The sequence below is a fragment of the Vibrio sp. ED004 genome, assembly GCF_023206395.1.
GTDB lineage: Bacteria > Pseudomonadota > Gammaproteobacteria > Enterobacterales > Vibrionaceae > Vibrio.
The window spans coordinates 1,858,689-1,871,252 of sequence record NZ_CP066149.1 but is presented as its reverse complement, the minus strand read 5'-3'; the positions used below and the strand labels follow the sequence as shown (position 1 = coordinate 1,871,252).

At 46.0% G+C, this 12,564-nt stretch carries 10 protein-coding genes and 1 pseudogene; 6 read left to right on the top strand and 5 right to left on the bottom strand.

Annotated features, from left to right (window positions below; all coding sequences use genetic code 11):
• Positions 1 to 17: 17 nt before the first annotated feature.
• Positions 18 to 941 (bottom strand): type II secretion system protein GspC, encoded by a 924-nt coding sequence (gene gspC / locus ITG10_RS08445; protein ID WP_128644319.1) that lies wholly within the window; start codon positions 939 to 941, stop codon positions 18 to 20.
• A gap of 288 nt (positions 942 to 1,229) precedes the next feature.
• On the opposite strand from gspC, the gene hslR reads away from it, so the two are divergent.
• The 4 genes from hslR (at position 1,230) to ITG10_RS08425 (ending at position 6,604) form a co-directional block, all read left to right on the top strand.
• On the top strand, positions 1,230 to 1,616 hold the full coding sequence (gene hslR, locus ITG10_RS08440) for a ribosome-associated heat shock protein Hsp15 (protein ID WP_017629473.1): 387 nt from the start codon (positions 1,230 to 1,232) through the stop codon (positions 1,614 to 1,616).
• A gap of 18 nt (positions 1,617 to 1,634) precedes the next feature.
• On the top strand, positions 1,635 to 2,528 hold the full coding sequence (gene hslO / locus ITG10_RS08435) for an Hsp33 family molecular chaperone HslO (RefSeq protein WP_017629472.1): 894 nt from the start codon (positions 1,635 to 1,637) through the stop codon (positions 2,526 to 2,528).
• 337 nt (positions 2,529 to 2,865) lie between these two features.
• Positions 2,866 to 4,491: a phosphoenolpyruvate carboxykinase (ATP) gene (gene pckA / locus ITG10_RS08430; protein ID WP_017629471.1), complete on the top strand. Its 1,626-nt coding sequence runs from the start codon at positions 2,866 to 2,868 to the stop codon at positions 4,489 to 4,491.
• Positions 4,492 to 4,660: 169 nt separating this feature from the next.
• Positions 4,661 to 6,604 carry an AsmA family protein gene (locus ITG10_RS08425; RefSeq protein ID WP_248386826.1) on the top strand — a complete coding sequence of 648 codons (1,944 nt, stop codon included), beginning with the start codon at positions 4,661 to 4,663 and terminating at the stop codon, positions 6,602 to 6,604.
• A gap of 55 nt (positions 6,605 to 6,659) precedes the next feature.
• Here ITG10_RS08425 and ltrA read toward each other — a convergent pair.
• The 4 genes and pseudogenes from ltrA to ITG10_RS08400 form a co-directional block, all read right to left on the bottom strand.
• Positions 6,660 to 7,939 (bottom strand): annotated as a pseudogene (ltrA, locus tag ITG10_RS26465) (group II intron reverse transcriptase/maturase).
• A gap of 826 nt (positions 7,940 to 8,765) precedes the next feature.
• Entirely contained in the window at positions 8,766 to 9,701 is a 936-nt protein-coding gene (locus ITG10_RS08410; RefSeq protein ID WP_017633229.1) for a bifunctional GNAT family N-acetyltransferase/hotdog fold thioesterase, read from the bottom strand.
• 16 nt (positions 9,702 to 9,717) lie between these two features.
• Complete coding sequence (gene dtd / locus ITG10_RS08405) at positions 9,718 to 10,152, bottom strand: D-aminoacyl-tRNA deacylase (protein ID WP_017633228.1); 435 nt, start codon at positions 10,150 to 10,152, stop codon at positions 9,718 to 9,720.
• Entirely contained in the window at positions 10,124 to 11,065 is a 942-nt protein-coding gene (locus tag ITG10_RS08400) for a virulence factor BrkB family protein (protein ID WP_128644449.1), read from the bottom strand. Before ITG10_RS08400 ends, dtd begins: the two co-directional genes overlap by 29 nt.
• A 221-nt stretch (positions 11,066 to 11,286) precedes the next feature.
• Between ITG10_RS08400 and ITG10_RS08395 the strand changes: the two genes are divergently transcribed.
• On the top strand, positions 11,287 to 11,928 hold the full coding sequence (locus tag ITG10_RS08395; protein WP_026084486.1) for a DUF2959 domain-containing protein: 642 nt from the start codon (positions 11,287 to 11,289) through the stop codon (positions 11,926 to 11,928).
• A gap of 30 nt (positions 11,929 to 11,958) precedes the next feature.
• The gene (locus tag ITG10_RS08390; RefSeq protein WP_017633225.1) at positions 11,959 to 12,489 is read left to right on the top strand and encodes an AAA family ATPase; all 531 of its coding nucleotides are present in this window, start codon (positions 11,959 to 11,961) and stop codon (positions 12,487 to 12,489) included.
• The last annotated feature ends 75 nt before the right edge of the window (positions 12,490 to 12,564 follow it).

The following is a 12,564-nucleotide window of genomic DNA, read 5'->3' as shown; positions in this document are numbered from 1 at the left end:
TCATTAGACGCAAAGTTTTAAAATTCAATAAACACTTCATGTTGTTGCCCATCTCGCTCAACGACCAGGTTTAGCTCTGTCAGCTCTGAGATGGAACGGAATATGTTGCCCATAGCGGCGGGGTCTGTCAGGTCTTGCCCATTTAACTGAGTGGCAATATCTCCGTTTTGGAGCCCAACAGAGTTAAAAAGTTCTGAATCTTTGCCAGGGCTCACACGATAACCAATAACACTATCGTCGCGCTTCACCTGAGACAGGCGAACATATTGGAAGATTTGTTGCGGATCTTTCATTATCTTCGCTTTAATTTCATCCAACTTCTCTTCTGCAGAAGCGGGGTTATTACCACGAACAGATGAAGAAGCGCGAGGTGGCGCAGGGGCTGATACCGCTAGACGCTTGTACTCGATACCTTCAAGCATCAAGGTTTCATCACGACCTGAGTTATCAATGATCACGCGATCCACTAACACGGCTTTGAGCTTGGCTCTGGTGCCTTCTATCTCTTCGTTAATTCCGTAGGTTGCTTGCGTGCCGCGATTAGCAATCACAGCTAAACTTAATTTAGAATTCGAACTGGCAACTGCGCCCACCAACACCAGGTTCAATCGCGTCTTTGGTGCATCTTGGATCACTTGTTGCTCAACCACTGGAGCCGCAGTTGGGTTATAGGCACCAAAAAGGTTACTCTTCTGCAAAGATGAGATATCAAGGGTCGATTGAGGTGCAGAAGACGATGAAGCCGTTGCTTTCCAAGGCACGACTGTTTGCTCGGCAGGTTCAATAAACCACGCAAGCTGTCCTAAAATCCATGCAGAAGCTGCGATCAACACACAACACGTAGCTAGGCTCAGTTTCTGCTGAAGTACAAATCCATTCTCTAATAAGCGGCTCAACACAGGAGAATTTCCTATGCTATTTTTGAGCTCTAAAAAGTTCACTTTCCTTGCCCCTTTTCATGACGACAAACGCTGCAAATCATTAAACTTTCAGCTTTTTTATTCATTCGTTCGATACCGAGCTTATTTAAGCATAAGATCCTGAACTATATCATAGCAAATCTATAAATCGGCATAACATGGCTATTTTGTAATATGACTTGAAAAAAATGCCAACCGCCTCCACTTAAAGCTTCTACTTAATGTGATAAGCATCATCAAAAACATGTTGCGCACTGTTCATTACAGTTAAACCGCATTCATTTCTCACTTAATAAGGCACAGCCCTATATGAAAACTGCTAATGAAGCTGTCAGACTCGATAAATGGTTGTGGGCAGCACGCTTTTACAAAACCCGGTCGATTGCTCGCAACATGGTCGATGGTGGCAAAGTCCACTATAATGGTCAGCGCAGCAAGCCAAGTAAAATTGTCGAACTTGGGGCAGTGATTACACTGCGTCAAGGTAATGAAGAAAAGACGGTGACTATCGAGAAAATCTCTGCCCATCGCGGTGGAGCTCCGATCGCTCAAACCCTCTATGAAGAAACCACCGAGAGCTTGGCAAAAAGAGAAGAGTTTGCAAAACAGCGCAAACTGAATGCTCATAACCCAGCTCCAGAGCGTCGCCCTGATAAGAAGCAACGTCGTGACATCATCAAGTTCAAGCATCAATAAGCTAGAAGGAATAGCCAAATGGCAGACCCAATGTCTACAAGTAATGTTTTAAATCGCTACCTATTTGAAGATCTATCAGTACGTGGTGAATTGGTACAAATGGATGAAGCGTACCAACAAATTATTTCTAGCAAGGAATACCCAGCACCCGTGCAAAAACTACTGGGTGAGCTATTGGTTTCAACAACGCTACTAACTGCGACCCTAAAGTTTGAAGGTTCGATCACTATGCAATTGCAAGGTGACGGCCCAGTATCTCTAGCAGTTATTAATGGCGATCACGATCAGAAGATCCGCGGTGTTGCTCGCTTTGAAGGCGATATCGCTGACGACGCTGGTCTGCACGACCTGATGGGTAAAGGCCACCTAGTGATCACTATCGATCCTAAGAAAGGTGAGCGTTACCAAGGTATTGTTGGTCTTGAAGGCGACACTCTTGCTGAAGTACTTGAAGGTTACTTCGCTAACTCTGAGCAACTTAAAACTCGTCTATGGCTACGTACTGGCGAGCACGAAGGTAAAGCGCACGCTGCAGGTATGTTGCTGCAAGTTATGCCTGACGGCACTGGCACACCAGACGACTTCGAGCACCTAGAGCAGCTAACAGACACAGTGAAAAACGAAGAGCTATTCACTCTAGAAGCGAACGAACTGCTTTACCGTTTGTACAACCAAGAGAAAGTACAGCTGTTCACACCGCAACCGGTTGAGTTCTTCTGTGGTTGTTCTCGTGATCGCAGCGCGGCGGCTATCATTACCGTTGCTCAAGAAGAGATCTACGACATCCTAAGCACCGAAGGTAGCGTTGCTCTGCACTGTGATTACTGTGGCACAAACTACTCGTTCGACAAGAACGATGTTGATGCTTTGTACGCAGAAGCAGCAGATAAAGGCAGCAATACGGTTCATTAATTTACGGCGTACCAAAAACACGTAATTTACCCCAAAAAGGTCAGCACTCAGCTGGCCTTTTTTGTGATCAAAATAGCGCAAACTCCTTAACATTTCGTAATAAAATCACCGCTTAATTTTAATCAATTAATAATGTTCTCGCCCCTAGCGCAAAGGTTTGCGTACAGGATAGACTAGTTGGGCCAATATGTGACGAGACGCTTAAAACCCTAAGGTTAATATGGATATTTTTTGAGCTGTATCCCTGTTTCCCCCGAGTCTCGTTGCTAGCATGGTGAGCAGATAACAATAAAAAATTAATACAAAATCCCTACAAAATATCCTACAAGGAGCACCTATGACCGTTATGGAACATACTAAGGCTGCACAAATTGATCTAACTAAGCACGGACTGACTGGCGTTACTGAAGTTCTTCGTAATCCTAGCTACGAGCAGTTATTCGTTGAAGAAACACTGCCAGGTTTAGAAGGCTACGAAAAAGGCGTAGTAACGGAACTAGGCTCTGTTGCGGTTGACACTGGTATCTTTACTGGCCGCTCACCAAAAGATAAGTACATTGTTAAAGATGACACGACCCGCGATACCATGTGGTGGTCAGATCAAGGCAAAAATGACAACAAACCGATTACAACTGAAGTATGGAATGAGCTGAAAGAGCTTGTGACAACTCAGCTATCTGGCAAGCGCCTGTTTGTCATTGACGGTTATTGTGGTGCTAACCCAGATACGCGCTTAAGTGTACGTATTATCACTGAAGTAGCGTGGCAAGCGCACTTCGTTAAGAACATGTTCATTCGTCCAACTGACGAAGAACTAGCAACGTTCGAACCTGATTTCGTGGTAATGAACGGTGCTAAAACAACCAACCCTAACTGGGAAAAACAGGGGCTAAACTCTGAAAACTTCGTTGCTTTCAACCTAACAGAGCGTGTTCAAATCATCGGTGGTACTTGGTACGGCGGTGAGATGAAGAAAGGTATGTTCGCAATGATGAACTACCTACTGCCTCTACAAGGCATCGCTTCAATGCACTGTAGTGCAAACGTAGGCGAGAAAGGCGATGTAGCCATCTTCTTCGGCCTATCTGGTACAGGTAAAACAACGCTATCTACCGATCCTAAGCGTGAGCTAATCGGTGATGATGAGCACGGTTGGGACGACGACGGTATCTTCAACTTTGAAGGTGGCTGTTACGCGAAGACCATTCGTCTATCTAAAGAAGCAGAACCAGAAATCTACAATGCTATCCGCCGTGATGCACTACTAGAAAACGTAACGGTTCGTGGCGATGGTTCTATCGATTTTGATGACGGTTCTAAAACAGAAAACACTCGAGTTTCTTACCCGATTCACCACATCGACAACATCGTTAAGCCAGTATCAAAAGCAGGTCACGCTCAAAAGGTTATCTTCCTGACTGCTGATGCATTTGGTGTGCTACCACCAGTTTCTAAGTTGACTCCAGAGCAAACGAAGTACCACTTCCTATCTGGCTTCACAGCGAAGCTAGCAGGTACAGAGCGTGGTATTACTGAACCAACGCCAACGTTCTCTGCGGCATTTGGTGCGGCGTTCCTTACTCTTCACCCAACTCAGTACGCTGAAGTGCTTGTGAAACGTATGGAAGCAGCTGGCGCAGAAGCTTACCTAGTAAACACAGGTTGGAACGGCACAGGTAAACGTATCTCTATCCAAGATACGCGTGGCATCATCGACGCAATCCTAGATGGCTCTATCGACGAGGCTGATACTAAGGTTATCCCTATGTTCAACCTAGAAGTGCCACTAGCGCTACACGATGTTGACCCAGCGATTCTTGACCCACGCGACACGTACACTGACCCACTACAATGGGAAAGCAAAGCGAAAGATCTAGCAGAACGCTTCATCAACAACTTTGATAAGTACACAGACAACGCTGAAGGTAAGTCACTGGTTGCTGCAGGTCCTCAACTAGACTAACCCAACCATCTGCTCGGGCTTAGCCAAAAGCGAACGCCCAATTTAAAATGATATTTTTGTAGCAAGCCCCTCTTTTGAGGGGCTTTTTTGTTGATGCTTGACCCTTTTTGTTCCACTCTGTTTTAAGACTATTGAGATTTGAGGCTTTCAGGGAATGAAAAAGGTATTCATGGTGTTCGGCATTGTGTTGGCTATCGCCGTTGCGGTTATCGCAGCGTTGCTATTAAGCCTACAAACTCAATACCGCGCCGATGTTGCTAACTTTTTTATCAAGCATACGATTGAACAACCAGTGCTCATTGAAGATGTTGAGTATCAGGCGCCTTATCACATCACCTTAATGGGCATCGCCCAAAGCCAATCTGAAAAACAACCCCCTCTGTATATCGACAAGATCGATATCTGGTTCAGCCCAGACTCTGTTCTTGAAGCTAAGCTAGTGTTGGACTCCGTATTGATCAGCGGCCTGCAGTTAGAAGCCGACGATCTGGACACACTCAAACAGTTATTCACTCACCCAAACCTCAAGCTCCGTCAGCTAGCGATCAATAACCTAGATTTCTCGACTCCAGACTTTAATGCACGAGGCATCGACCTGCAGATCGCCGAACCCGAGTGGGATAACCAAAACTCACTGCTACCCTATGGCAAAACCCAACTTTCAGCCTCGCAGTTATATTGGCAAGGCGAAGCCTTCGATAACCTGTTGATTGACCTAGACCTCAAACCGAGTGACAGCACCCTTTATGGCGCTTCATTTGATTGGCGTGGTGCCAAGATTTCTGGGCAAGCTGAACAATATCAACATGACTGGTCATTGGTGAATGTGACGATTGATGGTTTGCGATTAAATGAAGAACAAACTCAAAGTCTATTGAACAAAGAATGGGATGTGGCAGGTATTCAGATTAACCACATCAACAGCTTAGATATGCTGCGTAGCGACGTAGAGTGGAAGGATGGTCACCTTGCAGCCTTTGATGCCTCACTAGAAAACATCCAACTGCCTTTTGAACTGTGGAAGCAACAGAAAGCCATTTTCTCTCTGCAAGCTGAAGGCGTCACCTTAGACAATGATCAATTCATCGACCCAAGCCTCAAGCTGAATCTAAACCCCAACCAAATTTTGGTTGAAGACTTCTATACACAATTCCTGCAAGGCAGTATTCAGCTAAATGGCAAAGTTACCCCTGACGCCATTGATTTGGCACAGCTTGATATTCAAGGCATCAAGTGGATTACCGAAAGCCAAGACAATCATCTACCCGCCGCACGCTTAATACCTTGGCTTTCAGAGCTTCAACAAGCCTCTATAAACCGACTGAATGTAGAACGCACCCAACTCATCCAACTTGCAGATAAACCTTACTGGCAGGTATCAGGGCTGCATGTCGAAGGGCATCACGTTCAACTGCTGCAAGATAGAAAGCTGGGTCTATGGCAAGGCAAATTGATGGCCAGCGCCAATGATGCCAGCTACCAAAATATCCTCAGCGCTCAACCTGTAGTTGAAATGAATAGCGAACAAGGAAAATGGACGCTGACACGTCTGTTTATGCCATTAAAGAATGGTTATGTTGAAGCCAATGCAACACTCGACTTTAACCAAATCAGCAAGCCGTGGAATATAGATATATCTGCCGATGGCTTGCCTATCTCGCCAATGCTGCAACAACTGGAATTACCGCTTGATGCAACCGGTTATGGCGAATTCGAACTTCAAGCCGCGGGTTTGTATGGTGACTCACTGATGCTTGGCTATTCAACCACAGGTCAACTCACTGGTAGCGTTCGCCAAGGCGTGATGACCTTTAACGACACGCTTTCTGAAACCTCAAACGATAACGTCTTCGAGATCCCAGAGCTCAATGCCAATTTTGACCGTGGCCGTTTCACACTCGAACCGATGCACATTATTGGTGCATCCGCAGCCGAGGAAGGTTCGCAAAGGGTTCAAACGTTAAATGGTGAAGTAACGGGAGAGCTCGACTTGCTTAAAACCGAGTTACACACGCTTTCTATTACTCTGTCCGATCCATGCCATCAAATCTCAGGAAAGCTCGACCAAGCTGAATATGCAGAGATTAATGACTGCCAACATCGAGTAGGGTGAGGCGTTACCGCCTCATCCCTCTCACAGAACCGTACGTACGGACCTCGTATACGGCTCATGCACACTTCCATTCAGCATATTGGCTGAACACATGCCCTGTCCTTATTGTTCCAAGATTTACCAACCCTTGGTCATTAAACCATTGATTTGGCATCGCATAGCTTGATAGGGGACTCGCTGCACTGACCCAACTTGTCATTGAGATATGTTGGAACGGCGGCTTATACCTAACTGTTTTAACCTTCGGTGTAACCGTTGAGGCTTCTTCCAAAGTTTCAACTGGATACTACGAAGTCTTCTTCGTAGCCACCCTGCTAACCTTGAGAACTCTCTGCTGCTATTGGTGATCCTGAAGTATTGACTGAACCCTCTTAACACTGGGTTTAAAGCTTTTATGACTTGCTCAAGTGGCTTACCGCACCTCGCTTTGTCAGTCGCTTTAACTTACTTTTGAACCCTTTCAGTTTCTTAGTTTGAATGCGGGTAAATTGACTCCCGATTTCTACACCTAAGAACTTCACGCCATCACGGCTGTGCGCTATATGTGATTTCGTCTGATTCACTGTGAGTTTAAGCTCTCCTTCTAGGATCTTCGTCGCTTGTGCAAGGGCATTCTCTGCTCCTGCCTTGCTACGACAAAAGATGAGTATGTCATCCGCATAACGAACGAGCCTATGGTCACGCTTTCGCATTTCCTGATCGAAACCATCAAGGTAGATATTGGCAATCAAAGGACTGATAACACCACCTTGTGGACTTCCTAGCTCTGTCTCCTGCCAACTACCGTCTATCATCACGCCACTTTTCAGAAACTGTTTTATCAGCTCTAACACGCTGCTATCTGTGACTCGCCTTCTGATGCTCTTGAGGATCAACTCATGGTCGAGTTTGTCAAAGCACTTCGACAAGTCCATATCTACGACGTGCTGTAATCCGTATCGGCGGATAAACATCGTGGATTTGTTGATTGCATCGTGACAACTTCGATTCGGTCTATACCCAAAACTTGATGGGTGAAATTGCTCTTCGAAGATGGGGTGAGGATATCATTGAGTGCTTGTTGGACAACTCTGTCCCTAACGGTTGGGATCCCAAGCAATCGTACCCCTCCGTCTTCTTTGGGTATCTCTACTCGTTTGACTGGCTGAGGTTTGTATTGCTTGGTTTTGAGTTCAGAGAGGAGTTGATCGAGGTTATCACTCAGATTTTCGGCGTAGTCGCTCAGGCTCTGCTCATCTATTCCAGCCGCGCCTTTCGCTTTCTTTACCTTTTAAACCCTTTATACAGCCTCTCTTTGTTGAGCAGATGACCATATAAACTGTAATAAACTCGCACTTTCTCTCCTTGGGTTGTGTGCTGTGTGGGGACAAGTGTTTCATGTCCAGTGTGGGTGTTATTTCTCTCTGCTATTCAGCCTTCTAGCTCAATGGCAATTTACTGAAGTGTGTCAGAGTTACTCCCCTATACGGTTTCTTAGCTCAGTATCTTGCTTCCACAATCAACCAAACTAGGAATACCCCGATAGCGATTCGGTTTGGGTATCACTGAAAAAAAAAAAACATCTGTTCATCACAGACTTAAAGTGTACTTCCTCCCTTCGCAGCACTGAGTGCTTTTGGCATTTCAGTGCTCCATCAGACTTGATGCTGATGGTCAGCTAAGTTTTCTCCTCCACACCATTACTGGGCTTCTCGGGCTTAGCCTTACTCACTACTACGGATTCATCTGCCACCTCGCACCAACACAGCTCTTAGCTTTCGCTTCGAGTTTGTGCTTCCAGACTTTTGGATGTGGTGTCAGGCTTCCCCAGTTACTGCACTGGCTCCCTGTTAACAATGCCACCCTCAAGCACAGCATAGGTCTGACTGAGTATAGGGCTTCGCGCTATTTCGGACGCTTACCCACCTATACTGCCGAAGCAGGTTTACTTGCGTTGTGTACTGTTAACTTCCTATCGCTTCCTTCAGACCCTGCCGTTAGCCAGCAACGCCCTTGCGATTCGGATTATCTTCCCCTCAGTCGGGGTGATTCAGGTTTCTTTCAACCTAACGGGTTTGCCAGCTTCGCTGGGCAAACAAAAAAGCGCCACTCCACAGGAGTAGCGCTTTCAATCGATAACTCAATCTACAATCAAGTAAGCGTTCATCAAGCAATAGTGACGTTATTCACTCACCTTGCTATCAGTCGATAGGATTTTCTTGTAGTCAGGGATCAGCATATAGGTTCCGGTAAACTCTACCGCTTCCACATCGCCACTATGAATGGTCACGTGAATAATAATGCGAGCCTTTCTTCCTGATGCGAGGCGGTCCAAATCACCACTGATACCGTCTAAAGAAGTAGAAGCGACAGGGTTTTGCTCGACCGGGTGACGGTAACGAATGTTACTGTCCGCTAGAACGATATCACCGGTTAGGCCACGTTCTTTCATCAGTAACCATGTCATCCCCCAACCCGTTAAGGTCGCCAGCGTAAAGGCAGAACCAGCAAACATGGTGTTGTGCGGGTTCAGGTTTGGATTCAGTTGGGCACTACACTCAAATTGGTAACCCGTATATTGGTTAATCTTGATACCCATCTTGTCGCTGATAGGGATCTGATGCTCCCAGCGTTGCTGCAGTTCATTACACCATTCAGGTTTGCGCAGTACGTCTGCCATTGGGTCAAGATGCTTAACCATCTGTTGGTGACGCACAGGGCCGCGTTGGTCGTTAATCTCACCGCGACGTTCAAAATCATTCTTCTCGTAGAATGAGATCGCATCTTCGCGTGCATTACACACCAAACGCTTAGCACCTTCTTGACGCGCCAGTGACTCTAGCGCGACTAAAATCAGTGAGCCCATGCCTTTGCTACGACGAGAGTTCTTCACCGCCATGTAGCGGATCTGACCTTCGAGATCGGGAGTGATATAAAGACGGCCGATCGCCATTGGACGACCTCGACCATCGACAATCATGCGATGGTGACTCATGCCATCATATTCATCACGCTCTGAACCTACAGGCATTCGCCATGGTTCGCGCAACATTTGCCAACGAAAATGGTAATACTTGTTTAGTTGATTTTCGGTGGTTGGAGTTATGAGTTTAAACATGCTTATTCCTTTAAGCCTAAACCTGCAGCCAGAATGTTACTGGGCCATCATTGACCAAAGACACTTTCATGTCGGCTGCGAATCGGCCACGTTCCGTTGGCAACACTGATTCACATTGGTCAGAGAAATAGTTGTAAAGACGTTCTGCATCTTCTGGGTGAGCACCGCGAGAAAAGCCTGCTCGTGTGCCTTTCTTGGTATCGGCTGGCAGAGTGAATTGAGATACCACTAATACCTTACCTTCTACCTGCTTCACGTTGAGGTTCATCTTATCGTCTTCATCTCCAAAGACACGATAAGTGGTCACTCGTTCCATCAAACGTTTGGCTTTGGCTTCGTCATCACCTTTTTCTACGCCTAACAGAACTAATAAGCCTTGCTCAATCTCACCAACTACTTCGCCATCAACACGGACGGTAGCTTCACTTACTCTCTGGATCAGTGCTATCACTGTTGTTTCCTTGCTCTGTGATTTTGTCGTTATCCGAAGAGTGTACCATTTCTTGCGTGTCACTCCACTGTTCGTGCTCACCGAGCGCCGCCGTCACCTCAGCACCAACCAACACGATCAGCCAACACAAATACACCCAGACAAAAAGAATCGGAATCGCCGCCAAAGCGCCATAGATCAGCTGATAAGAAGGGAATTGAGTAATGTAGGCCGCAAAGCCTTTCTTACTGAGTTCGAACAACAGAGCCGCAACCAGAGAACCTGCCGCTGCGTGAGAAAAATGTATCTTTTTGTTGGGAACCAACAAGTACAAACCGAAGAACGCAAAGAAAGAGAGAATCAAAGGCAGTTTGCGAATTACGGTATTAAAGGCGCCAGATACGACTTCATTTTGTAGCAGGCTTAACGATGTCACATACGAAGTGGCAGCAATGCTCGCCCCAACCAAGATAGGCCCAAGTGTTAGCACCATCCAGTACATAGAGAAAGACAACACTGCACGTCGCTTCTCATTGACACGCCAGATGTAGTTTAAGTTCTTATCGATGTTAGAGATCAGCATCAGTGCCGCTATAAACAAGAACACACTACCGACCGCCGTCATCTTACCCGTGTTAGCAACAAACTCGAGCAAGGCACCGTGCACTGCATCTCCTGACGCTGGGACAAAGTTGGTAATGACGAAGTTTTGAATCACGATCCCAACATCAGTAAAGATAGAGAATGACGAGAGGATAGAGAGCAAAACCGTCAACATCGGTACGATTGAGAGCAAAGTAATGTACGCCAAGTAACCCGCATTCACGTTGACTCTATCATGCGTCATTCGCGCCAAAAGATAGCGAGAAAAATGAATGCTGAGTGTGCCGACCTTTTTTATCTTCAACTTGTAACTCCCTTGTAACTCGTTCATAGTCCTAATTATTATTCCGACATATCAATCACAGTGAATAGATGTTCAATAATAGCGTAGGAAAAAGGCTTGAGAACAAGGCAGCCCTTATCCGCAAAGAATAGTTTTGATAAGTAGTTATTCTACAATCAAAAATTCTAACGCCGTTATCGAGGATTTTAACAAGCTAGGTTGAGCGGTTATTTACTACGATTGATATTATTTAACTATAGGAAACTAGGATGCCTTATTTAATAGTTATAGTCCTCTCTATTTTTACTCTTACTGGATGCCAGTCAGCTTATTACTCCGCAATGGAGCAAGTGGGTTACCACAAACGTGACATTATGGTCGACAGAGTAGAAGACGCGAAAGAGTCACAGCAGGATGCTCAGGAAGAGTTTACTAGCGCACTTGAAGCACTCAGCAGCCTGACTAACTTCAGTGGCGGCGACCTAGAAGACATGTACAACCAAATCAACGATAAATACCAAGACAGCGAAAAAGCCGCTCAAAATGTCAGTGATCGAATCGCGGCAATTGAAGATGTTTCGGATGCATTGTTTGAAGAGTGGCAGGGAGAGTTAGACCTCTACACCAGTGACTCACTGCGTCGCTCAAGCGAGCAAAAACTGCGCGAGACTGAGTCCTCTTACAAGACCATGTTGTCCGCAATGAAGCGTGCAGAAAAGAAAATGGATCCTGTGCTCAATACCCTTCGAGATAACACGCTTTACTTAAAGCATAACCTCAATGCGAGCGCGGTTGGTTCACTGCAAGGCGAGTTCATGAGCTTAGAAAAAGACATCGCCTACGCGATTAAGCAGATGAATGCTGCCATCGCAGAATCGGATAAATTCCTAGCTCAACTGAACCAGAAATAACATCATTAGAAACGCATTATATAAGCCCGTATGAACCCAATCATAATTACTGGCGGCCCTGGCGCCGGAAAGACAACACTAATTAATGCCTTGGGAGATTCGGGTTACCCAACCTTCGCCGAATCCTCTCGTCAGTTAATCGAGCAGCAAAGTCAGCTAGAAAACGGTATCTTACCTTGGCTAGACCTTCCGGGCTTTGCTGAGCTATGTTTGGATGTGATGGACGAGCAAAAAGACCAAGCCAATCAATATCCGATTGCCTTTCTCGATCGCGCCATTCCCGACATTTGTGGCTATTTAGCTCAGGCGAAACTAGATATAGATGCGACTTACCGAGAAGCAAGCCAAGGCTATCACTCACAAGTCTTGTTCTGCCGCCCAGAGGCTTCGATTTATGTGCAAGATGAAGTGCGCCCTTACCCATTTGAAGAAGCGTTAGAGATTCACCACACGCTAGTCGGCGTCTATCAAGCGCTAGGTTATGAGGTGGTTGAAGTGCCATTTATGTCGGTAGCAGAGCGAGTGCAGTTCGTTGAAAGCCAGCTAAGCATCAAAAGCTAGATTCCAGATATCTCGTCCCTCGATTCTGGAATGACGATTCGATGACAGGAAATGGATAAAGAGAACAGGCGACGA